The following is a 22,312-nucleotide window of genomic DNA, read 5'->3' on the forward strand; positions in this document are numbered from 1 at the left end:
GGCTCATGCTGGGGATAAATAGAAAACTTGAAGAACTTGAGCGAAATGGCGATATCATCAAAGTTGGGCTTGTGGGAGCTGGCCAGATGGGGAGAGGAATGATTTCCCAGATCGAAAGCATGGCGGGTATGCGTGTGGTCATCACAGCAGATATTCAAATCGGCAATGTCACCAATGCATATGTAAAGTCGGGTGTTCAGGCGGACGATGTTATAGAAACCAATAATGTTAAGGAAGCGGCCGCGGCCGTCAAAGAAGGCAGAGTGGTGGCGACGACAGATGCCCAACTGGTCACTTCACTGCCAGAAGTCGATGTCGTCGTCGACGCAACCGGTGTTCCTGACATCGGAGCAAAAATTGCATGGGATGCCATCCTGAACCGCAAGCATATCGTTATGTTGAACGTAGAGGCTGACGTTACTGTAGGGGTTATTTTGAAGAAAATGGCTGATGCCAGCGGAGTGGTCTACACGGGATCTGCCGGTGATGAACCCGGAGCCATCATGGAATTATTCGATTTTGCCGATGCGCTGGGATTTGAAGTCGTGGCTCTTGGAAAAGGAAAAAATAACCCGCTGAACTTAAATGCCAATCCGGATACGGCAGCGGAAGAAGCAGCCCGAAAAGGAGCCAGCCCGAAAATGCTTGCTTCTTTCCAGGACGGCACAAAAACGATGGTTGAAATGACGGCAGTGGCCAATGCCACAGGTTTTTTGCCTGATAAACCGGGCATGCACGGATTTGTAAGTGATGTCAAAGGCTTGCCGGAAATCTTTAAATTGAAGGAAGATGGCGGAGAGATCAGCAATAAAGGGATCGTTGAATACATCAACGGCATCGCACCAGGGGTCTTCGCAATTATCGCTTCTGAAAAAGAAGAAGTGAATCACGAACTAAAGTATTTGAGCATGGGGGACGGGCCGAACTATGTGCTTTACCGCCCGTATCACCTGACTAGCCTGGAAACCCCGATTTCCATCGCCCGCGCCTATATCTACAATGAAGCGACCATTGCGCCTTGGCATGGGCTTCAGGCGGAAACAGTGACCGTGGCAAAAATCGACTTGGCCTCCGGCGATTTTCTGGACAGCATCGGAGGATTTACGGTGTACGGCCATATACTCACAGCACAGGATGCCCGTGCCAAAGGAGCATTGCCGCTAGGATTGGTTGACAAAAGTGTCCGCTTAAAGCGGGATATCAAAAAAGGTGAAATTATCGGCTACGATGATGTCGAACAAACCAAAGATTCGACAATTTGGCGCCTGCGCCGCATGCAGGATGACACATTTAAGGCGGAAACTGAAAAAGAGACCCCGGTGAAAGCCTAGTCCACCGAATTTCATGTAGAGAAAAACCCAATCAACGAAATGAGAAGGTGTCCAAACATGGAAATTAAAACTATGGAAGCAGCTTTATTTTGCAGCCATTGCCGAGAAGAAGTAAATCATGAAATCACATATATCAATAACGATATAAAAAGCATTCGATGCGAGCAATGCAATAAGACCAAGCAGCTCCGCGTGGATGTTAATAAGAAATTTTATAAAGAAGTTTATGACCGGATTTCTTCCAAGCCGACTCGGATCACGCAGGAGTACAAGGACGACTTGAGCCATCTGCTCGTTTCCCTGCCGGTTCGCACTGTCAGCAAACCATACCGTCTTTTGAAAGACGTCAATGCTTCACGAAAGATACTCAAGCAATACAAACAGAAAAAAAGCCGAGTTAAATAGCATCTCCGTCCAAGGGCCCGACTTCTCCATATTCATACGAGAGGGAGGGCCCTTTCAAATAACTTGACTAAATAATCAAATAATATTATATTTTACATATGTCACACACTAGAACATATGTAAAAGGAGGAAGAAAGATGACACAAAAACTGAAATTGCCGCCTCAAGTAAAAGAAACCGAGTTAAGAGAGCTGTACAAGCAAATGTGGCTGATCCGTTTTTTTGAAGAAAAGGTGGATGAATTTTTTGCAAAAGGGATGATTCATGGAACGACTCACTTGAGTGTTGGACAGGAAGCTTCTGCAGTTGGATCGATTGCTGTCCTGGAAGAGCGGGATAAAATTACCAGCACACATCGCGGCCATGGCCATTGCATTGCCAAAGGAGCAACCGTCAACGGCATGATGGCGGAACTATTTGGCCGGACGACAGGCTATTGCAAAGGCAAAGGAGGATCTATGCACATTGCGGATGTCGATAAAGGAAATCTTGGAGCCAATGGCATCGTCGGAGGCGGATTTGCGATTGCTGCGGGAGCTGCACTGACTTCTCAGATGAAAAGAGCGGGATACGTTGTCTTATGTTTCTTCGGGGACGGGGCTTCAAATGAAGGCAGCTTCCATGAAGCGATCAACCTGGCGTCCATCTGGAAATTGCCGGTCGTCTTTATTTGTGAAAACAACCAATACGGCATGTCGGGTCCGGTGCGGGAAATGATCAATATCGAAGACATTGCCGCACGTGCTGCAAGCTATGGCATTCCTGGAAAAGTCGTCGATGGCAACGATGTATTCGACGTCATGAATGGCGTCAATGAAGCAGTAGAGCGGGCGCGGAACGGCGAAGGGCCTTCCATTGTCGAAGCGAAAACGTACCGTTCGAAAGGGCATTCAAAGAGCGATGCCAAAAAGTACCGGACACGCGAGGAAGAAAAAGAGTGGCTCTTGCGGGATCCGATCAAATTGATGGCTGAAATAATGATCGAAGAAGGAATTTTCACGCAGCAGGACGCAGATGAAATCAAAGCGGATGCGAAAAAAGAAATCGAAGAGTCTGTGGAATTCGCAAAAAACAGTCCAGAGCCGACATTGGATGCTTTGATGGAAGACATTTACGCATAAGGCGGAGCAAAGGAGAATCGACGCATGAGAGAGCTGACCTATTTAGAAGCAGTAAGAGAAGCCATGAGCCAGGAAATGCGTGAAAACGAAGATGTGTTTGTGCTAGGCGAAGATATCGGAGTCTATGGCGGCGCATTCGGTGTTACACGCGGAATGATTGAGGAATTTGGTCCGGAACGGATCCGCAATACGCCTATTTCAGAAGCGGCCATCTCAGGTACGGCGGTCGGAGCGGCATTAACCGGAATGCGTCCGATTCTGGAATTGCAGTTTTCCGATTTTATGACCATTGCGATGGACAATATGGTCAATCAGGCAGCAAAAATTCGCTATATGTACGGCGGTAAAGGAAAAGTTCCAATGGTGCTCCGGACGCCAGCCGGTTCTGGAACTGGAGCAGCAGCACAGCATTCGCAAAGCTTGGAGGCTTGGATGGCACATATTCCCGGCCTGAAAGTGGTGCAGCCGTCAACAGCCTACGACGCCAAGGGATTATTGAAAGCAGCGATTGACGACGACAACCCGGTCATCTTTTACGAACATAAACTTTGCTACCGGACAAAATCCGATGTTCCGGAAGAAGCCTATTCAATTCCACTGGGCAAAGCTGATATCAAAAAACAAGGTGAGGATGTAACCATCGTCGCTACTGCATTCATGGTCCACAAGTCGCTGGAGGCGGCTGAAGAGCTCGAAAAAGAGGGGATCCATGTTGAAGTGATCGATCCCCGGACGCTTGTGCCTCTCGACATTGAAACCATCGTTCAATCCGTCAAAAAGACCGGGCGCTTAGTGGTTGTCCATGAGGCGGTAAAGCGCGGCGGATTCGGCGGCGAAATTGCCAGCCTGATTGCGGAAAGTGAAGCCTTTGATTATTTGGATGCACCCATCAAGCGGCTGGGCGGCAAAGCGGTTCCGATTCCTTATAATCCGGAGCTGGAAAAAGCGGCGGTTCCAGCAGTGGCTGATATCGTGACAGCCGTCAAAGAAACGCTAAACCGCCTGTAAGGAGGAAAAAGGATGGCTAAAGAAATTTTCATGCCGAAGCTCAGCAGCACCATGGAAGTCGGTACACTGCTTCAATGGTTCAAAGAAGAAGGGGACCTGGTCGAAGTCGGGGAACCGCTGTTTGAAATCATGACCGATAAAATCAACATCGAAGTCGAGTCCTATGAAGAAGGAACTCTTTTGAAACGCTATTTTGAGGAAGACGATGAAGTGCCGATCAACCATGTTGTTGGCTATATCGGCGAAGCGGGAGAAGAAGTTCCCGATTCGCCTCCTGGAGAATCGGGCGTCAGCAGCAAGCCCGCCGCCCGGGAAACGCCGGAACAGCAGCCAGAGCCCGAAATGACGGAGAACCCCTCTGAACAGCCGGAAAAAGTCCGGGCAACTCCGGCTGCCAGAAGAGTCGCCCGGGAAAGGGAAATCCACCTTACCGAAGTCGACGGCTCGGGTCCGAACGGCCGGATTCACCAGGCGGATGTTGAAAGCTTTGCCCCAGCTGCCGCTGCCGCCGTTGCCAGCCGTGCTACGCCGCTTGCTGAAAAAGTAGCGGCGGCTGAAGGGGTGGACTTGCAGCAAGTCGCCGGAACCGGTTCGCGCGGGAAAATTTACCGGGCAGACGTAGAAAAGGCTGGCAAGCCAGCCGCTCTTGGAGCCCAACCGGCTAAACGTGTGAAAATGGCAGGGATCCGAAAAGCAGTGGCCGAGCGGATGCTCCACAGCAAAACGACCGCCCCGCATGTTACGCTCAACAGTGAAATTGATATGTCTGAAGCAGTAGCCATGCGCAAACAATTGCTGGGGCCGATTGAACAACAGACCGGTTACCGCCTCAGCTATACAGAAATCATTTTGAAAGCGACGGCACATGCCTTAAAACGCCACCCGAACATCAATGTTTCCTTGGAAGGCAATGAAATCGTCCATCATGGCGCCATTAATATTGGATTGGCGGTAGCACTTGAAAATGGCCTGTTGGTGCCAGTTATTAAAGATGCAGACAGAAAAGGATTGGCTGAACTGACTATCGCCTGCAAAACAGCAGGACAGGCAGCAAAAGCCGGCAAATTAAAGCCTGACGAAATGTCAGGCGGTACCTTTACTATCAGCAACCTTGGAATGTACGCGGTCGATACATTCAACCCCGTCATCAATCAACCGGAATCGGCGATTCTTGGAATCGGCCGAATCAATGAAAAGCCGGTCGCCCTGAACGGCCAGATTGTGCTGCGTCCCATGATGGGAGTCGGGCTGTCATTTGACCACCGCGTCATTGACGGAGCCCCTGCGGCCGCCTTTTTGACGGATTTGAAGGCGGTGCTCGAAAATCCATTTGAATTATTAATATAAGGGGTCGATCCTATTGAAGACATATGAAGTGGCGGTGATCGGCGGTGGACCGGCAGGCTACGTAGCTGCTATCAGAGCAGCTAAACTGGGCAGGACAGTGGCTTTGGTGGAGGCGCGGGAGCTGGGCGGGACATGCCTCAATCGCGGCTGCATTCCTTCCAAGACCTTGCTGCGGCACGCCGAAGTCATAGAAAACATCGAGAAAGCCAAAAGCTGGGGCATCGAAACAGGGCCTGTAACAGTATCGATGTCCAAGATGATGCAACGCAAAGACGAGGTTATTCAAAAACTGCGGACGGGCATCGCCTATTTGATGAAACAAGGAAAAATTGATGTCTTGAACGGTTATGGAGAAGTGCAGCCGGATGGCATCATTCGAGTGGATCAAAACGGCAAAGAAGAAACCGTCAAAGCTGATAAAATCATTTTGGCCACCGGTTCGAAACCGATTGTTCCGCCGATTCCAGGGCTGCAAGAAGAAAACTACCACACCAGCGACACAATTTTTAGCATCACGGACATTCCAGCTTCGATGGTTATCGTCGGTGGCGGCATCATCGGCGTGGAGTTTGCATGCATCTTTGCGGCACTTGGTGTACCGGTGACCATCGTTGAAATGAGCGGACGGATTGTGCCGAGCGAAGATTCCGATGCTGCAAAAGTGCTGGCGAAGTCGCTGAAAAAGAAAGGGATTTCTATTTTGGCATCGACCAAAGTAACGGCAGTGGAACATGGAAGCGGCCCTCATCTGGTTCATACCGAAAACCAAAAAGGACAGAAAGAAACCTTGCAGGCAGAAATGATTCTGCTGTCAGTCGGCAGATCTCCAAATACGTCGGCGTTCGATTCACTGGGCTTGGCGATGAATGGGCCTTTTGTAAAAGTGGATGAATACATGGCCACGAGCCTGCCGAATATTTACGCAGCCGGGGACCTGGTCGGCAATTGGCAGCTTGCCCATGTAGCAAGCGCTGAAGGACTGGTTGCTGCTGCCAATGCAGCGGGGCAAAAAGAGGTAATCGATTATCATGTCGTGCCGCGCTGTGTGTATACAAGCCCAGAAATTGCAAGCGTTGGGATGACGGAAGAAGAGGCAGAACAAAAAGGGATTTCCTATAAAGTGGTGAAGGTCGATCATGCTGGAAACGCCAAGGCCCTGACTTTGGACGAAAAGGAAGGCTTCACCAAACTAATAGCCGATACCAAGTATGGCGAAATCCTGGGCGTTTCCATGGTTGGTCCACATGTGACCGAAATGATTGCGGAGCCTTCTGCCTATATGCGGTTAGAAGGAACAGTAGACGAGTTGGCATCGATGATCCATGCACATCCGACCGTTTCAGAAAGTCTTTATGAAGCTGCTGCTTCCTGGCTCGGAAAAGGCGTACATCATTAGAAATGCGCAGGCGTCCGCAGAATCTGGACAACAATCAAAGAGCCAGTATACTGGTTTATAAAAAAGCCGATTGGTCCGATGCTCAAAGCATCGGACCAATCGGCTTTTATAAATAAGTTCAGTCAGTTGATCCCGGGGGGTGGAGCAGCAAGTCTGCTGTTACGTCATCGATAACCAATACGTCCAGGTAGCCGCCTTTTAAAGCAGCGCGTATGCTTTCCACTTTATGGGCACCTTCGACAATGCCGATAACCTGCGGTATTTTTTTAAATTCTTCAAGATCCAGGCCAATAACCAAATCATTCAACGGATGTTTGATCTGGTAGCCGTCCGCGTCATAAAAACGTGAACCGATATCTCCTGCCGCCCCAGCGAGCTTTAAAGAATCCAAATCGTCCGAAGTCAAATATTGCATCTCAGTCATTGTCGAGCCTTCAAACGGATTGCCAAGTCCCACCACTGCCATTTCCACGCTGCGTCCTTCTTTCAGAACCATCGCAATATCTTCCGACTGAACCAAGCGCTCTTTTAGTTCCAGTGATTCCACCATTGCGGGTGCGTATAAATAGGAACAATAGGAGTTCATCTTCTGTGCCAATTGGTAAGCAAGCAGATTCGAATGGATGTCCACAAATTTTCGGCCCATTCCTCCCACCAGCGGGACAATCTGTAAATCCCGGTGTTGTTCAAAGGGATATTCTTGCACAAACTTGGACAAGGTGCTGCCCCAGGAAATACCCAGTGATTTAATGTCTTTAATATTTTTCGACACATAGGAAGACGCTGCTTTACCGAGCGCATGCTTGACCATTTCAGTGCTCAAATTGGCCGCTGGCACAACCAGTGCCTCCTTAAGTCCATAGGTTTTCTCCAGCTGCTGCTCCAGCTCCACAGTATGCGCGTTTTCATCCTTGATATAAATTTCCACAATGCCCATTTCCCTTGCTTTGTTCAGCAATTTTGAAATGACTGGGCGGGAGACGCCCATCTTACTGGCGATTTGCGCCTGGGTTTGACCGTCGAAATAGTAGAGGTTAGCGACCTTTACGATCTGTCTGCGTTCTTCCCAATTCATCATCGTAGCACCTTCTCGTCAGAGTCCGATTTGCGGGTATAAAGCCATCTTATAAACCGCTTTCATGTCCTTATTATACGTTTTCCAAGCTCCTTTGTACACCGCCGTGACAGGGATTGCGCAGTCTGGCGGGGAAAGATGCATTTAAAATGTTCACTTTTATACCCAAAAGTTGCCTGAATTTCTTTTAAAGAAGCTTTACAGCTTAACTCTCTTTGAAATAATAGAATTTTCCGGCATTTTTTGAGTTAAAATAAAAAGGATACAAGTTTTCAAATTAATGGGCTCATTAGAAAAAGCTTCTTGCAGATGAAAGGGAGGAATGGAAAATGCGCTTAGCAACAATCAAACAACAGGGTCAGGAAACGGCCGCATTAGTGCTGCCAACAGGGGTGGTGACATTTGAGCGGTTAAACAAAACATTCAACCAGCAGTGGGCAACCAATTTATTGGAATTGATGGAATCCGATCAGTTGAGTGCGTTGAATCATTGGTTTCAGGATGAATTTCAGCAAAAAATAAAAGAGGAATCTTTTAAGGAATTGCTCCTGCCTTTTGATCAGGTCAGCTATGCTCCGCTTTATCGCCGTCCGCAGAAAATCTGGGGAATTGGCTTGAATTATGTGGAGCATGCAGCTGACCTCCATGAAGTGTCACCAAGTACAGAACCGGCAAGTTTCATGAAACCAGCCACCACGATTATTGGGCCAGGCGAAACGGTACAGGTGCCGTTGCAATCCGAGCGCACTACTGCAGAATCTGAACTCGGCATCATCATTGGCAAGACATGCAAAGATGTATCGGAAGAAAACGCATTGGATGTTGTTGCCGGTTACACGACAATCATCGACATGACAGCCGAAGACATTCTGCAGAAAAACCCGCGGTATTTAACGCGTGCCAAAAGCTTTGATACGTTTTTCAGCTTCGGCCCGCATCTCGTGACGCCGGATGAAGTGGACGACGTTCTTGCGCTGAAAGTGGCCACCATGATCAACGGGGAAGTACACAGGGAAAATACGGTATCGAATATGACTTTTCAGCCGCAATTTCTGATTTCCTTCCATTCCAAAGTCATGACCTTGCTGCCAGGTGATATTATTTCAACCGGAACCCCGGGCGCTGTGGTAATTAGGCAAGGCGACGTGGTGGGCTGCCGAATTGATGGCTTTGAACCTTTGGAGAACCCGGTGGAGGATCTGAAAGGGTAGGATTTTGCCATAAAAAAAGACCGCCTATGTCCAATGGAAATTGGATGCAGGCGGTCTTTGGCATTCGGCAGGACAGAGCCTTTAGAATGCGTATTGGAATAAAGCGTAATAAAGTGGGCCGAGCAATATCAGCATAAACAGTCCTGAAAAGACGGTCATGGAAAGCGTACCGGCTTCCGGCTCTTGTTCAGTGAAATGCGCCTTGATAAAGAAGAAAAACAGCAGGTCCCATAACACCACTGCGCCAAGAATCACTTGCCAGGCAAATGGCGTGAAAATCTGGAAATGGGTCACAAATCCGAACAGGCCAATCCAGGCAATGACCGTAAATGCCAGGTCAATCAGAAAAACTGGGCTTTTATAGCCGCCATGAATGAAAAATGCAATCGTGGACGTAGCCAGAAGTGCAGCGTAAACGTACCAAAAAATTTGTATCATGAACTTATTCCTTCTTTCATAGACATCTTACCCATTATAAGAGAATGGGGCTGGAAGTAAAATTTTTTCACTCGCAATTTTTCAGACCGTAAAGGCAAGATTGAGGATGCATGGTCCGCTTCATGGTTATAGAATGAAGAAAACAAGGAAAGCGCAAAGCTGAAGATTGCACAGTTCTGGGATATAATGAGGCAAAGAGTATATTGAAGAGAAGCGCCTAATTCATGTGGAGGGAGACCAGATGATGGAAAAAATAAATTTTTCCTTTGATGAGATGTGGGAAAAAGTCATGGCCTGTGACCGGAAGTATGACGGCCTTTTTTACACAGCGGTTAAAACAACCAAAATTTATTGCCGTCCATCCTGCCGGTCCCGGAAACCGAAAAAGATCAACGTCGATTTTTATTTGACCATAGCTGAAGCTGAAGAAAAAGGATTTCGGGCATGCAAAAGATGCCAGCCGGAAACGGAATATTCACCTGACGAAGAACTTACACGCCAAGTGATGGCATACCTGACGGCCAATTATCGGGAAAGCATAAGCTTGCAGGATATAGCTGCTCATGTCGGCATGAGTCCGTCTTACCTTGAGCGTGTGTTCAAACAGGAAACTTTGGAAACTCCCCGGACCATCCTGGAAAAGATCCGGATCGACAAGGCGGCCGAACTGTTGAAGCGAACCAGCTTATCCAATCTTGAAGTGTGTTTTGAAACAGGCTTTCAAAGCCCATCCAATTTCTATAAAATATTCCGCAAGCTCAAAGCTCACTCTCCGCATGAATTCCGGAAGCTAAGCGAGCCGGTTTCTTCATGAGACAGGGTGAAGCGCTGTTTGTAGAAATCAAAACGCCTGCTGATTTTAATTTTGAGGAATGTCTTGTTCATCTTGGCCGATCTTCACAGGAAAACTTGTACCAGCTTAAAGACGGAGTTGTCACCAAGCTGCTGAAGCTTAATGGGCAGCTTGTGCTGTTTCGCGTAATGTCCGTGGCTGGAGCTTTGCGCATCGAGTTTCCGCTTGGCGCTCCGCCGGAAGCTGAAAGAAAGAGGGCTGTTGCCTATGTGGAGGACTGGTTTGATCTGGCAACAGATTTGCGTGGGTTTTATGCCATGGCGGAAACGGATCCGGTGTTGGGCGGAGTGGTCCAGCAATATTACGGGTTGCGGGTCATGGGCGTTCCGGATTTGTTCGAAGCACTCGTATGGGCGGTCATGGGCCAGCAGATCAATCTTACGTTCGCCTATACCTTGAAGAAAAGGTTTGTCGAGAATTACGGAGAATCGCTCGTTTACGAAGGCGAGAAATATTGGGCGTTTCCAAACGCTGAGACCATCGCTGCGCTGGATGTCGCTGATTTAAGAGCGCTGCAGCTTACCGGCAGGAAAGCGGAATATATTCTGGGCATTGCATCAGCAATGGCAACAGGCGATTTGAAAAAGGAACGGCTGCTCCAGGAAACGGATATGGAAAGCTCATTATTAGAACTTCGGGGAATTGGTGCATGGTCGGCCAATTACGTCATGATGAAATGCCTGCACAGCCAATCGGCCTTTCCACTGGCGGATGTTGGCTTGCACAATGCTTTAAAGGCGCAATTGGAAATGGACCGGAAGCCGACAATCGAAGAAATTACAGTGCTTGCGAAAAACTGGGAAGGGTGGCAGGCATATGCCACATTCTATCTATGGAGGTCTTTATTATGAATGGATTGCATCACGCTGAATTTCAATCCCCCATCGGCATCGTGGAAATCGTTGGAACAGACGACGCCATCATTTCCATCCTGTTCAGTGAAAAAAACACAGTGGATGTTCCGGTCGATCCGGGCAGCCCGCAGGTGATTGTGGATTGCCAGCAGCAGCTGGAAGAATATTTTAAGGGACAGCGCATGGAATTCGACTTTCCTGTCACATCTACCGGCACCCCATTCCAGCAGAAAGTATGGGCGGCATTAACCGAAGTTCCATATGCCGAAACCGTCTCTTACGGGGCAATTGCCAAAGCGATCGGCAGCGACAAAGCAGTGAGGGCGGTAGGGAACGCCAACAGCAAAAACAAGCTCACCATTGTCGTACCTTGCCACCGCATCATTGGTTCCACCGGGAAGCTGACAGGATACGCGGGCACGCTGACCCGAAAAGAGTGGCTGCTCCGCCATGAAAAAGAGTTTGCAGAACATGCTCAAACCCTAAAATAAACAATAATGAACCCCAGCTGATCAAAATCAGCTGGGGTTCATTATTGTTTTGCTCGTGCTTTATTGTGTTTCCTACTTCACTTGCGCTTCCGCTTTTTCAGATTCATTCAAATCGACATCCACCGAAGTGACGAAATAGCGTTTTGAGTCATCCGTTTCGAGTTCGACTTTCTTTCTGTCAAACAGCGAGACAGTTTCGATTTTCTCTATTTCGCCTGTTTCAATATCTTCCTCGTAGATGCGGTAGCCGATAATAGCGTCGTCACGCACCGCGTGCCAGGAGATGTTGAAAGCAGTAGCCGCCACATTTGCAGGGGGCTCTGGCGGTGTTTCTTTGACACTTGAATCGGAAACCAATTCGGCTGTAACGACCAGGCGTTCTTCATGTGATCCAATGTCGCGGTTAAAATCACCGGTGCAGGTGATCAAGTTGATCATTCGCTTGTCCGAGTTGCCGAAGATTTCTTCGATTGGTGCTTCATCGGTTTCGTAGCTGGTCAGGTTCTTCACCTCAAAAACCATCTCGCGTCCATCGGCATCCGTCAAAATTACGGTTTCCCCAACCTTTACATCCGTCAGCTCATAAAAGACAGCCGGACCCGTCAAGCTGTCGACATGTCCAGCCAACACGGCATTGCCTTTTGCGCCCGCTTTAAAGCCAGGCTCAAACCAGCCAACTTGATCTACATCTTCCGGCACCCCCATTTCGCCGTTATCCAAAATGCCGGTTGGCTCGATGGCCGCTTTGACACCGATAGAAGGAACTTCAATCTGGGAAGGCTCCATGCCTTTTATGCTTTCCTGGCGTTCCCGCTGCAGCATTTGCAGCTTTTCCCGTTGTTCCGGAAGGATAGGAAACTCCGCGATCTTGTCGACATAGTTGCCGGATACCTCTTCCTCATCTGCCTCTTGCTCGGCTTGCACAGTGGATTCAACGGGTTCAACCTTTTCTTCAACCGTTGGGCTGGCAGCCAAAGGCTTTAAAATGATGAACAAAGCGAGACATAAAATGATGGCTGTTCCCATAGTGACAAGCTGCTTCATCTGCATTTCCTCCTTTCCAATCAGGAACAGAGAGAGCCACTGGCCCTCCCTGAATTTGTTATTGCTGGTTTTTGGTTTGGCGGTACGTGATTGTTCCAGCTGCCAATAAGATCATTGTGCTTAATGTAATCCAAAGGATCATTGTATTCGACTGGTTAGCCATGCCGCCAAGTCCTGTTGCCGGCATTTTTTCAGGTGCCGCGTTTTCAAAGTTCTCAGGGAATTGATCAACAATTGCGCCGCTCAATCCTTTGCCGATATCAAACATGATGGCATAGCCTGCACGGTATGTTTCGTAAGATGCGGCATAATCGCCTGAAACATATTGCTGGAACGTATCCACAACTGAAGTTTCATGTGCTTGTACGCCTGCAATGGTTTCATCCAAAGGCATGCGGTCTTCCGTTGCGCCGTTCAGGAAAGTCCCTAGGTCTGTTGCAAACGTGCTGGTCAAAGTACCTGTCGCTTCTTCGACAGCGGACTGATCGTCAGCTGCTGCTGCAGTGGCAAGGTCACCTTGTACGGAGATGTGCTGGTTGTTCCAAAGTTCAACAAATTGGTTGCTCGCTTCTTCACCATAAACAGAAGCAAGTGCTGCACGGAACTCTTCTGTGTTTTGATCTTGTGCCCAATCGGCAAAGTCAAAGTCCTCAGAACCATTATAGCCTTTTGTCATGCTCAATTGCGCTAAAGCGAAATGCTCAGCCGCAATGCGGTTGACTGTCGAACGGAAGTCGCCGGCTGGTGTGTTCGGATCAGAGAACTGATCTGGGAACTGAGCGGAAATGGCTCCACTGATGGCGCTTCCGGCTCCAAAGATTTGGGTGAAGCCTTCCAGGTAAGATGTGTAAGCCGCTTCGTAGTCACCTTCTACATATAGATCAAATGTTTCCTGAACGAAATCTTCATGCTCACGAAGAGCAGCAGTTGCGCCGTCTTCCGGAAGGTTGCCTTCTGTTGCGGTGCCAAGAAATGCACCCATGTCGTCAACAAATGACTGGATCTCGACTAACGCTTCTTCTTGCATGGCTTCATCGCCATCTTTAACGGCAGCGGCGTAATCGTCCGTACCCATGTTGTGCTTATCAAAGATTTCGACAAAAGCCGCTCCGCCTTCTTCGCCGTAAACAGATGCGATGACCGGCTCCATGTCAGCAGCGTTGGCATCAAGAGCTGCTATCGCTGCTTCTGCCGCTTCGTCTCCGTCATAGATTTTCATCATGGAATCGACAGCGAGTGCATAATGCTCCGATAACAAGGAATCCAATGTTGCGCGAAGTTCCACGCCGGTTGTTTCTGTTGGCGGCAATTGATGTTCATCTGCCAATGCGGTTGTTGCCATTCCGGGAATCAGTAACGCGGCTCCGAGTACAGGTACTAAAACTTTATTCCATTTCATAAAAACCACTCCTCATTTTTGAATTCATATAAACATAACGGAGCAGTTGGAAATTTAGATCACATTTTCGCAAAAAAAAAGGACGGATATATTAATCCGTCCTTTCCTCTTATCTATATGTTGAATTCATGATTTTCGTCTGCTGATATGTTCCAACTCTTATATGAGTACATCAGAAAAATTTAGGATAGCTGCCAATCCACTCTGTCTCTTAGCGCCGGGGAAAAGCAGGTTTCTTTAGTTCAACATATACAACTCGTATTACTTTACGCCAGAGCTTCTGAGGAAGCTTAACAATTCGTTGTTAAAGCGCTCAGGTTCATCTGCATTGATGCCATGTCCGCTGTCCTTAAATGGAACAAGAACTGAATTGGGTATTTGTTTTTCAAGTTCTTCGCCCAGTTCATAGGCGCAAATCTGATCTTTTTTCCCGTGGAAAATGGCTGTCGGCACGGTGATGCCTTTCAATTCGCCGCGCAAGTCTTCGTCTCTCAATGCAATTGCCGAGTTGATGGTCGAATGCGCTCCGGCTTCAAGGCCAAGCTGCTGGAACCATTGCAGGAATTGCGGTGATTTTTTCTGTTCAAAGAACATATCCGCAAATTGAGCAAGAAAAGCCGGTCGATCTTCTTTGATTTGTTTGATGATGTCATCCACTTCTTCAGGCTTCAGGTTGATCTTGAAATCCTCACGTTGTGTGAACACTGGAGCCGCTGCTCCCATCAATAGCAATTTGTCTACGTCTTGCTGGCCAAACTTTGTTAAAAAGCGGATCGCAATCGGTCCGCCCATGGAGAATCCGGCAAGCACGAAATTCTCGAGTTTCAAATGATCAACGACCGCTTTAACGTCGCTCGCTGCCGTATCGTAATCATAGCCTGACCACGGCTTGTCTGATTTCCCGTATCCTCTCAGATCGATGCCGATAAACCGGAAATTTTGCTGCGCAAGGATGCTGACCTGCGACTCAAACGCTTTGCTGTTCAAAGGCCAGCCATGGATGAATACTACCGGCTGCCCTGATCCTACATCTTCTACATAAACTTTCACGCCGTCTTCCACTTCAATATAATGTCCCAAAAATTTCTCCTCCTCTAATTTAAAAACTGTATTGGTGTATAAGCTTCCCTAAGCTGACAGTAAATAAACTGCAATTGAATGAGGATTTCTTGGAAACATCGACTATGCGGCTTCTGCAAAGGATAAATTGAATGGGAATGATTTCTTAATTTACTTTGGCACCGTCAATGAAAACTTCTTCCGCGTGATGCTGAAGCTCAAACGGATTGCCGCTCCAAATGACGAAATCGGCGTCTTTTCCGACTTCGATCGAACCTACCCGATTTTCCACGCCCAGATGTTTGGCGGCATCGGAAGTTAGTGCTCGCAATGCCTGTTCCTCCGAAATGCCGTGGTTGATGGCATGGATGGCGCTTGTCAGCAAATATTGGATGCCGACTACTGGGTGGTCTGTGGTAATCGAACACGGCACTCCTGCATCAAGCAGCGATTTGATCGTCGACCATTGCTTGTCCTTCAGTTCCACTTTCGAGCGTGTCGACAAAGTGGGGCCGACCGAAACCCGGACGTCGTGCTCTGCGATATAGTCAGCAATCTGATGTCCTTCGGTACAATGTTCGATCGTGACATCGATTCCGAACTCGCGCTTTAAGCGAAGTACAGTGACAATGTCATCCGCCCGGTGCGCATGAACACGGAGAGGGATATCTTTGTTCAAGACCTTTACCAAATTCTCCATTCCGAGTTTGCGCTCTTTTTTCTCACTTTCCATGTAATTTTTCGCTTCGATCAAGTTTTCCCGCAGCAGTGCGGCAACGCCCATCCGTGTGGTCGGCATTTTTCCTTTTCCACCGTGGAACACTTTCGGGTTTTCTCCGGTTGCTGCCTTCATGCCGGAAGGGGAGCGGATGACCATGTCGTCAACGATATGCCCTGTTGTTTTCAACACTGACATTTCGCCGCCGATGACATTGGCGCTTCCCGGCATGACCTGGACTGTGGTGATGCCGGCCTGGCGTGCATCCTCGAAGCCTCTGTCCAACGGATTGATTCCGTCGATTGCACGCAGCTGCGGCGTAGCAGGGCTGCTTGTTTCGTTATGGTCTTTGCCGTCTTTTCCAATGCCTTCTTCGGTAATCCCGAGGTGGGTGTGGACATCGATGAGCCCCGGTGTGACAATTTTGCCGCCTGCATCAATCGTTTTGCAGCCGGCAGGCAATTCCAGGCCTTCCCCCATGCCGATGAATTTTTTACCATCGATCAATAAAGAAAAATTCTCGGAAATTTCGCCCTTGCCATTCCACACACACGCATTTTGAATCATGATCATCAATAAAAATCCCCTTTCTGAATAAACTTATTAATTAGTTTACCATTATCGGGGGAGAAGGAGAGGCTGTTGAGAGCGATTTGATGGCTTCTATTCGGAATAAACAAAATTTTCCGAAAGACTGGCCGTCTGTTTTCAAGTAGAATAAACCTTGTAAAGAATCCAAGAAGAGGAGAATGCACATGTTTAAAGAGCAATTTTTTCAAGAACTTAAAGTGCTTGCAGCTTTGCCGGGCAGTCCCGGAAGAGAACACCAGGTGGTCAAACGGCTGGCCGAATTGCTGGAACCGCTGGCCGACGTGGAAATCGACCACATGGGCAATATCTACGCGGTCTTGGAAGGCAGCAAACCAGGTCCGACAGTTTTGGTATCTGCGCATTCGGATGAAATCGGCTGCATGGTCAGCGCCATCGACAGCAAAGGGTTTCTGCGGATGGAACGGACCGGCGGTATGATGGATGCCTTGCTGGTCGGACGCAAAGTGAATGTGAACGGCCACTTTGGCGTCGTCGGTGTGAAAGCTGGACATCTGCAGACCGCCAGCGAAAAAACCAAAGTTTTGCCGATTGGCGAGATGTACGTCGATGTTGGAGCTCGCTCCAAAGAAAAAGTGCTGAAGATGGGCATTGAAATCGGGGACTCAATCACTTATATCAGCGATCTTGACCGATTTACCAATAGCGACTTGATCTGCGGCAAGGCGATCGATAACCGCAGCTGCTGTGTCATGTTAGTGGAATTATTCAAAGCCTTTCAAGATAAAGACTTTAGCGGCACTTTGGTCGGAGTGATCACGGTACAAGAAGAGGTCGGTCTGCGGGGAGCACAAATAGCCGGTTACAAGATTGATCCCGACTATGCCATCATTCTTGATACGATTGCCTGCGCAGATACCCCGGACGGCAACACATATCCGATTGCTATCGGCAGAGGGCCGGTGCTGCCTTTGTTGTCCGGTGGAGGTGCACGCGGCAATTTGATGGCTCCGCAGATGAAAGACTTGATCATCAAATATGCCGAGAGAAACGATGTGCCGATTCAATTGTCGGTTATGCCCAACGGGACGACGGATCTATCGGCAGTTCACCTGGTGAAAGAGGGCATTTTAGGGGCGGCGATCACTTTCCCGCGCCGCTATTCCCATTCGCCCATCGAAATGGCGGATTTGAAGGATTTTGAAGCCGGCTTTACTTTGCTGAAAGCGATGCTGAGAGGCAGTTCTGAATGGGGAGACATGAAGTTTGTCTGATCCTTACCAATGTTTTGGAACCACAAAAAAACCGAAGCCAGTAAAAATGGCTTCGGTTTTTTATGGGCTTTATTGCGTAATGGAGACGTTTCGCAGCTGATAGATTCCAGCTGCATCGATTTCGAATCCGGTTACGGTATCAGCGACGCCAACCAGGTAGTCCTGGTGGAGAAGGTAAGCCATAGGGGCATCTTCTGCCAGCATCGCTTGCGCTTCTGCGTAAATTTCTTCGCGTTCAGCAGCTTCAGTTGAACGGCGTCCCTCATCAAGCAACGCATCGAATTCCGGGTTGTCGTAGAACGAACGGTTCCCGGGATTTCCTTTGGAAGCTGAATGGAACAGCGGGTACAGTGTATAATCTGCGTCTCCCGTAGAGTTGGACCAGCCAAGGATGAACATATCATGATCCCCTGCAGAAGTCCGTTCAATATAAGAGCCGAATTCCATTACTTCAATGGAAACTTCGATATTCAACTCAGCAAGAGCTTCCTGTACAAGGACGGCAATTGCCTGGCGCTGCGGATTATCGTTTGTCCAGATGCTTGTCGTGAATCCATCTGCCATGCCGGCTTCTTCAAGAAGAGCCCGTGCCTCATCCATATTAAAATCAATTGACTCAACGTCTTCGGTGTAGCCGAAGATGCCAGGTGCAACCGGGCCTTGCGCGACAGTACCGACACCATCATAAATGCCGCTGATGATTGCTTCGCGGTCGATGGCGTAGGAAATCGCCTGACGCACTAATGGATCATCAAATGGTGCTTTTTCGGTATTGAATCCGAGGTAGGCAATACTGGCGGATTGCTCCTGTGTAATGGAAGCAACCCCTGAGTTTTCGATGCGGGACACTTCGTTCGGCTGAACCGGGTCGATAATGTGGACGTTTCCGGTTTCAAGGTCTGCTGCGCGCACCTGTGAATCAGGCACGACGCGGAATGTCACCGTGTCTACATTTGCTGGAGTATCCCAATAGTCTTCGTTTTTCGACAGGCGAATTTCTGAGCCTGGTTCCCAGGATTCAAATTTGAAGAACCCTGTACCAACCGGGTTTTCGGAAACAACCGAGAATGGATCAGCGCCTCCGGCAACCGCTTCATAATCGGCTTCAATAGTGGCTGGTGAAATCATGCCGCCGCCTGCGTGAGAAAGATGGGCAAGCAATGGAGAAAAGGCATATTCAGTTGTAATCTGGACTTCGTAATCCCCGATCACTTCAACTTCCGAGATCATTTCATACAAGTTGAAGCGTGGAGATGCCAGAGCTTCGTCGCGAATGCGGTCCAAATTCACTTTGACGGCTTCTGCGTTAAAGGGTTCGCCATCATGGAAAGTCACATCTTCACGGAGCTGGAAAGACCAAGTCAGCTCATCGACCGGCTCCCATGATTCTGCCAAGCCTGGAATGATTTCGCTGTTTTCATCGCGATTTACTAAAGTTTCAAAAATATTTGCCTGAATGACAGAAGATGGTACGTCATTAGCGCCATGTGGATCCAAAGAAGAGGCATCGGATAGTACGGCAAGGATCAGGTCGCCGCCTTGGGTCGCCTCGCCGCTGTCAGGAGCCGGTTCATCTTCTGAACCTGCAGAGTCGTCACTGCCGCCGCCTGCGCATCCTGCCAGGAACAATGCAAGAACAAGCAATAATAAAAAAGGCCAAGCTGATTTTCTCGGTAATGCCATGTAGTTTCCCCCTGTATCTTCATATTTTGGAATATCACTCTAGACGCAATATTCTGATAACAATGATAGCATATTGTTTTTGCCAAAACAATCCAATGTCTCTCATTTTTAGTAGCCAAAGCATCCGGAAATGAGAAAAAACCCCCTTACAAGGGAGTATTTCCTGACCAATAAGTATAGGTGGAAAATGGTGAAAACTATAGCGCAATGCACATTTTTGTTATGTATGGATGAAAGTGAAAAACATTTGCGTGCTGTAAAATTCCCTATCTTTCAGCCTAATGTCCGGAAATCCAGAATCGGGGAGCGATGCGGGAGATGCTAGCGTTAAAATTTAGCCTTTTACTTGGTCCGTTTGTTTTGTCCACAATCAGTGGTGAATCTATTTCCAAGTCGTCGACCGCTGTGAAAAGCGAACGGCGTCTCTTCTGCAGAAAGAAAATTACAGCGTTTCTACCTCGGTAAGCCACTAAAATGGTAAGTTTTATATAGCAATTTAATATAACTTGACAATTAGGAAAAAACAAGTAAAAATTAAGTAAAACAATTTACTTAATCAGATTTGAATCATAAGTGGAGGTGGAAGGATTGGCAACAATTAAAGACATCGGTGAAAAATCCGGATTTTCTATTTCTACGGTTTCGCGCGTGCTGAGCAATGACCAAAGCTTGTCGGTGCCTGAAGAAACACGGGAAAAGATATTTGATGCAGCGGAACAGCTGAACTATCGGAAAAAAACGGTTAAATCACTCGTGAAAAACATCGCTTTTTTGTATTGGCTGACCGAAAGAGAAGAGTTGGAAGATGTTTATTTTAAGACCATGCGCATTGAAATAGAAAAAATGGCCAAGCTTTCCAACGTGGAATTGACCACTTATAAAATAGAGGGCGGCATCAGCCAAATTCCAGATAATATTGAAGGCTTTATCGCGGTTGGAACATTTGCAGACAAAGAAATTGCACATCTGCGAAAGCTGACGCCCCACGGTGTGTTTATTGATTCAACACCGGATCCGGAGCATTTTGATTCGGTAAAACCGGATCTCGCACAGATCACCAGAAAAACGATCGATTTTCTCATTGAGAAAGGCCACCAGGATATCGGTTTTATCGGCGGCACCTACCACAATCCGAATACAGACGGCGACGAAATGGATATCCGCGAACAGACTTTCCGTGATTACATGGAGAAAAAAGGGCTGCTTAAGGACCGCTACGTGTATTGCCACCGAGGATTTTCAGTAGACAATGGCTACAGGCTGATGACCAAAGCGATTGAGGAATTGGACGATCAGCTGCCGACCGCTTTTTTCATCGCGGCGGATCCGATTGCGGTCGGGTGCCTTCAGGCGTTAAATGAACACGGCATCCAAATACCGAAAAGAGTCAGTGTCGTAAGCATCAACAATATCAGCATTGCCAAATACATTTCACCGCCACTCACTACATTCCATATCGACATGGCGGAGATCTGCAAGAATGCCATTTCCTTATTGCTCGAGCAATTGCTGGAAAAGCGGGAATGCACGAAGACCTTGTACTTAGGGGCAAGTTTGATTGTCAGAAAAAGCACGAACTAGAAAACTGCCTGGTAAAACAGGTTGTTTTTTTATTTTCGTAAAACTTTTTACTGTTTTCAGTAAATTAATTGTTTACAGTTTTTTCTAACAATGCTATATTGAATTTCAGGAAGCGCTTTCATCAGAAACTTGGGAGAGAGTTTCGAAAATGACTTGAGAGGGTGTTTGTTCGTGAAGAAATCTAAAAAGTATATTGGTTTAATGAGTGGAGTCGCGTTAAGTTTGGCATTGGGTGCATGTGGACCACAGGAGAGCGGGGAAGGCTCTTCAGGCGGGGAAGCTGCGGAAGACCAGGACCGTGAACTGATTGTCTGGGAAGATATCGAAAAAGCTGACGGGATCCGAGATGCCGTTGCCCAATTTGAAGAAGAAAATGATGTAACGATCACAATTGTTGAAAAACCATATGCACAGCAGATTGAAGACTTGCGCCTTGATGGGCCAGGCGGAACCGGACCGGACGTCTTGACCATGGCGGGCGACCAAATCGGCACGGCAGTTATTGAAGGATTGGTCAAAGAAGTAGCAGTTGAAGAAGACGTTCAATCCATTTATACGGATGCGGCTATGCAATCACAGATGGTAGACGGAAAAGTCTACGGATTGCCGAAAGCGGTAGAGTCGACAATCCTTTACTACAACAAAGATTTGATCACGGAAGAAGAATTGCCGGCGACACTTGAAGAGTGGTACGAGTATTCGAAGGAAACGACAACGGGCGACCAGTTCGGATTCCTGGCATTGTTTGACCAGATCTATTACGCACAAAGTGTCATGAGCGGCTACGGCGGCTACATCTTCGGGCAGGATGCCGATGGCAACTATGACCCGACGGATGTTGGACTGAACAATGAAGGATCGATCGAAGGTGCAAATTACATCCAGAAATTCTACGATGAAGGTTTATTCCCGGCAGGAATCATCGGGGAACAGGGCATCAACGTATTGGAATCGTTGTTCACTGAAGGAAAAGCAGCTGCAATCATTTCCGGACCTTGGAACGTGGATCCGTTCACGGATGCAGGCGTGGACTTCGGAATGGTGAAATTGCCTGAATTGGACAATGGCGAAAACATGAGTTCATTTATTGGCGTGAAAAGCTACAACGTCAGCGCTTATTCGGAAAATGCGGAACTTGCCGAAGAATTGCTGGTGTTCCTGGCAAATGAAGAAAATTCCCGTACACGTTTTGAAGAAACACAGGAAGTTCCTGCAGTAGAAGCGTTGGCTAACGACCCAGTCGTAGCTGAAAGCGAAGTTGCCCAAGCGGTAGCTGAGCAATCCATCTTTGCCGAATTGACGCCGAACATCCCGTCGATGAACGAAGTATGGACGCCGGCTGACTCAGCCTTGCAGACCATCGCAACAGGCAAAGCAGAACCTGAAGATGCATTAAACCAGGCTGTTGAAACAATTGAAGGACAAATTGAAGCCACTCATGGCGGCAACTGATTTGCAATAGCGAGAAATGGTGT

20 protein-coding genes are annotated in these 22,312 nt (G+C 48.0%); 13 read left to right on the forward strand and 7 right to left on the reverse strand.

Annotated elements, in window-relative coordinates; genetic code table 11:
• The first annotated feature begins 5 nt into the window (after positions 1–5).
• From GJB59_RS01635 to lpdA, 6 genes are all read left to right on the forward strand, one after another.
• Complete coding sequence (locus GJB59_RS01635; RefSeq protein WP_142828550.1) at positions 6–1,331, forward strand: NAD(P)H-dependent oxidoreductase; 1,326 nt, start codon at positions 6–8, stop codon at positions 1,329–1,331.
• Positions 1,332–1,388: 57 nt separating this feature from the next.
• Positions 1,389–1,736, forward strand: coding sequence for a bh protein (locus GJB59_RS01640; RefSeq protein ID WP_142828551.1), 348 nt, complete (start codon positions 1,389–1,391; stop codon positions 1,734–1,736).
• Between the two features lie 137 nt (positions 1,737–1,873).
• Positions 1,874–2,857, forward strand: coding sequence for a thiamine pyrophosphate-dependent dehydrogenase E1 component subunit alpha (locus GJB59_RS01645; RefSeq protein WP_142828552.1), 984 nt, complete (start codon positions 1,874–1,876; stop codon positions 2,855–2,857).
• A 24-nt stretch (positions 2,858–2,881) separates the two neighbouring features.
• Positions 2,882–3,865: an alpha-ketoacid dehydrogenase subunit beta gene (locus tag GJB59_RS01650; RefSeq protein WP_142828553.1), complete on the forward strand. Its 984-nt coding sequence runs from the start codon at positions 2,882–2,884 to the stop codon at positions 3,863–3,865.
• A 12-nt stretch (positions 3,866–3,877) separates the two neighbouring features.
• Positions 3,878–5,212, forward strand: coding sequence for a dihydrolipoamide acetyltransferase family protein (locus GJB59_RS01655; RefSeq protein ID WP_142828554.1), 1,335 nt, complete (start codon positions 3,878–3,880; stop codon positions 5,210–5,212).
• 13 nt (positions 5,213–5,225) lie between these two features.
• Positions 5,226–6,608: a dihydrolipoyl dehydrogenase gene (lpdA, locus tag GJB59_RS01660; protein WP_142828555.1), complete on the forward strand. Its 1,383-nt coding sequence runs from the start codon at positions 5,226–5,228 to the stop codon at positions 6,606–6,608.
• Positions 6,609–6,726: 118 nt separating this feature from the next.
• Here the strand turns inward: lpdA and GJB59_RS01665 are convergent, their stop codons facing one another.
• Positions 6,727–7,686, reverse strand: a complete 960-nt coding sequence (locus tag GJB59_RS01665; RefSeq protein ID WP_142828556.1) for a sugar-binding transcriptional regulator — start codon at positions 7,684–7,686, stop codon at positions 6,727–6,729.
• A 326-nt stretch (positions 7,687–8,012) separates the two neighbouring features.
• On the opposite strand from GJB59_RS01665, the gene GJB59_RS01670 reads away from it, so the two are divergent.
• Positions 8,013–8,894 (forward strand): fumarylacetoacetate hydrolase family protein, encoded by an 882-nt coding sequence (locus GJB59_RS01670; RefSeq protein WP_142828557.1) that lies wholly within the window; start codon positions 8,013–8,015, stop codon positions 8,892–8,894.
• Positions 8,895–8,975: 81 nt separating this feature from the next.
• Here the strand turns inward: GJB59_RS01670 and GJB59_RS01675 are convergent, their stop codons facing one another.
• The gene (locus GJB59_RS01675; RefSeq protein ID WP_142828558.1) at positions 8,976–9,332 is read right to left on the reverse strand and encodes a hypothetical protein; all 357 of its coding nucleotides are present in this window, start codon (positions 9,330–9,332) and stop codon (positions 8,976–8,978) included.
• A gap of 241 nt (positions 9,333–9,573) precedes the next feature.
• Here GJB59_RS01675 and GJB59_RS01680 point away from each other — a divergent pair, with 241 nt between their 5' ends.
• The 3 genes from GJB59_RS01680 to GJB59_RS01690 are packed head-to-tail and all read left to right on the forward strand — an operon-like array spanning position 9,574 to position 11,530.
• Positions 9,574–10,146, forward strand: a complete 573-nt coding sequence (locus tag GJB59_RS01680; protein WP_142828559.1) for a bifunctional transcriptional activator/DNA repair enzyme AdaA — start codon at positions 9,574–9,576, stop codon at positions 10,144–10,146.
• Positions 10,143–11,036 (forward strand): DNA-3-methyladenine glycosylase family protein, encoded by an 894-nt coding sequence (locus GJB59_RS01685; protein ID WP_142828560.1) that lies wholly within the window; start codon positions 10,143–10,145, stop codon positions 11,034–11,036. The genes GJB59_RS01680 and GJB59_RS01685 overlap by 4 nt, the downstream gene beginning before the upstream one ends.
• On the forward strand, positions 11,033–11,530 hold the full coding sequence (locus tag GJB59_RS01690) for a methylated-DNA--[protein]-cysteine S-methyltransferase (protein ID WP_142828561.1): 498 nt from the start codon (positions 11,033–11,035) through the stop codon (positions 11,528–11,530). Before GJB59_RS01685 ends, GJB59_RS01690 begins: the two co-directional genes overlap by 4 nt.
• 72 nt (positions 11,531–11,602) lie before the next feature.
• Here the strand turns inward: GJB59_RS01690 and GJB59_RS01695 are convergent, their stop codons facing one another.
• The 4 genes from GJB59_RS01695 to GJB59_RS01710 all read right to left on the reverse strand — a co-directional run bounded on the left by GJB59_RS01695 (position 11,603) and on the right by GJB59_RS01710 (position 16,323).
• The gene (locus GJB59_RS01695) at positions 11,603–12,574 is read right to left on the reverse strand and encodes a class F sortase (RefSeq protein WP_142828562.1); all 972 of its coding nucleotides are present in this window, start codon (positions 12,572–12,574) and stop codon (positions 11,603–11,605) included.
• Between the two features lie 58 nt (positions 12,575–12,632).
• Positions 12,633–13,973: a hypothetical protein gene (locus GJB59_RS01700; protein WP_142828563.1), complete on the reverse strand. Its 1,341-nt coding sequence runs from the start codon at positions 13,971–13,973 to the stop codon at positions 12,633–12,635.
• A 261-nt stretch (positions 13,974–14,234) separates the two neighbouring features.
• A complete protein-coding gene (locus GJB59_RS01705) occupies positions 14,235–15,053 on the reverse strand; it encodes an alpha/beta fold hydrolase (RefSeq protein ID WP_142828564.1) in 819 nt (272 codons plus the stop codon).
• A 145-nt stretch (positions 15,054–15,198) separates the two neighbouring features.
• Complete coding sequence (locus tag GJB59_RS01710) at positions 15,199–16,323, reverse strand: amidohydrolase (protein ID WP_142828565.1); 1,125 nt, start codon at positions 16,321–16,323, stop codon at positions 15,199–15,201.
• A gap of 182 nt (positions 16,324–16,505) precedes the next feature.
• Between GJB59_RS01710 and GJB59_RS01715 the strand changes: the two genes are divergently transcribed.
• Positions 16,506–17,573 (forward strand): M42 family metallopeptidase, encoded by a 1,068-nt coding sequence (locus GJB59_RS01715; RefSeq protein WP_185960074.1) that lies wholly within the window; start codon positions 16,506–16,508, stop codon positions 17,571–17,573.
• A gap of 69 nt (positions 17,574–17,642) precedes the next feature.
• Here GJB59_RS01715 and GJB59_RS01720 read toward each other — a convergent pair whose 3' ends face one another.
• Positions 17,643–19,256, reverse strand: coding sequence for a glutathione ABC transporter substrate-binding protein (locus tag GJB59_RS01720; protein ID WP_142828567.1), 1,614 nt, complete (start codon positions 19,254–19,256; stop codon positions 17,643–17,645).
• Positions 19,257–19,844: 588 nt separating this feature from the next.
• On the opposite strand from GJB59_RS01720, the gene ganR reads away from it, so the two are divergent.
• Both ganR and ganS read left to right on the forward strand, forming a co-directional pair.
• Complete coding sequence (ganR, locus tag GJB59_RS01725; RefSeq protein ID WP_142828568.1) at positions 19,845–20,837, forward strand: galactan degradation operon transcriptional regulator GanR; 993 nt, start codon at positions 19,845–19,847, stop codon at positions 20,835–20,837.
• A 171-nt stretch (positions 20,838–21,008) separates the two neighbouring features.
• Positions 21,009–22,289, forward strand: a complete 1,281-nt coding sequence (ganS, locus tag GJB59_RS01730; protein WP_425325252.1) for an arabinogalactan oligomer ABC transporter substrate-binding protein GanS — start codon at positions 21,009–21,011, stop codon at positions 22,287–22,289.
• Positions 22,290–22,312 lie beyond the last annotated feature (23 nt).

Source organism: Planococcus soli (assembly GCF_016881065.1).
Lineage (GTDB): Bacteria > Bacillota > Bacilli > Bacillales_A > Planococcaceae > Planococcus > Planococcus soli.

What these genes read in the sequence shown, in the direction of transcription:
- GJB59_RS01635 (WP_142828550.1), top strand. Translation starts at nt 6, where the DNA reads ATGCTGGGGATAAATAGAAAACTTGAAGAACTTGAGCGAAATGGCGAT.
- GJB59_RS01640 (WP_142828551.1), top strand. Translation starts at nt 1,389, where the DNA reads ATGGAAATTAAAACTATGGAAGCAGCTTTATTTTGCAGCCATTGCCGA.
- GJB59_RS01645 (WP_142828552.1), top strand. Translation starts at nt 1,874, where the DNA reads ATGACACAAAAACTGAAATTGCCGCCTCAAGTAAAAGAAACCGAGTTA.
- GJB59_RS01650 (WP_142828553.1), top strand. Translation starts at nt 2,882, where the DNA reads ATGAGAGAGCTGACCTATTTAGAAGCAGTAAGAGAAGCCATGAGCCAG.
- GJB59_RS01655 (WP_142828554.1), top strand. Translation starts at nt 3,878, where the DNA reads ATGGCTAAAGAAATTTTCATGCCGAAGCTCAGCAGCACCATGGAAGTC.
- GJB59_RS01665 (WP_142828556.1), bottom strand. Translation starts at nt 7,686, where the DNA reads ATGATGAATTGGGAAGAACGCAGACAGATCGTAAAGGTCGCTAACCTC.
- GJB59_RS01670 (WP_142828557.1), top strand. Translation starts at nt 8,013, where the DNA reads ATGCGCTTAGCAACAATCAAACAACAGGGTCAGGAAACGGCCGCATTA.
- GJB59_RS01675 (WP_142828558.1), bottom strand. Translation starts at nt 9,332, where the DNA reads ATGATACAAATTTTTTGGTACGTTTACGCTGCACTTCTGGCTACGTCC.
- GJB59_RS01680 (WP_142828559.1), top strand. Translation starts at nt 9,574, where the DNA reads ATGATGGAAAAAATAAATTTTTCCTTTGATGAGATGTGGGAAAAAGTC.
- GJB59_RS01685 (WP_142828560.1), top strand. Translation starts at nt 10,143, where the DNA reads ATGAGACAGGGTGAAGCGCTGTTTGTAGAAATCAAAACGCCTGCTGAT.
- GJB59_RS01690 (WP_142828561.1), top strand. Translation starts at nt 11,033, where the DNA reads ATGAATGGATTGCATCACGCTGAATTTCAATCCCCCATCGGCATCGTG.
- GJB59_RS01695 (WP_142828562.1), bottom strand. Translation starts at nt 12,574, where the DNA reads ATGAAGCAGCTTGTCACTATGGGAACAGCCATCATTTTATGTCTCGCT.
- GJB59_RS01700 (WP_142828563.1), bottom strand. Translation starts at nt 13,973, where the DNA reads ATGAAATGGAATAAAGTTTTAGTACCTGTACTCGGAGCCGCGTTACTG.
- GJB59_RS01710 (WP_142828565.1), bottom strand. Translation starts at nt 16,323, where the DNA reads ATGATCATGATTCAAAATGCGTGTGTGTGGAATGGCAAGGGCGAAATT.
- GJB59_RS01715 (WP_185960074.1), top strand. Translation starts at nt 16,506, where the DNA reads ATGTTTAAAGAGCAATTTTTTCAAGAACTTAAAGTGCTTGCAGCTTTG.
- GJB59_RS01720 (WP_142828567.1), bottom strand. Translation starts at nt 19,256, where the DNA reads ATGGCATTACCGAGAAAATCAGCTTGGCCTTTTTTATTATTGCTTGTT.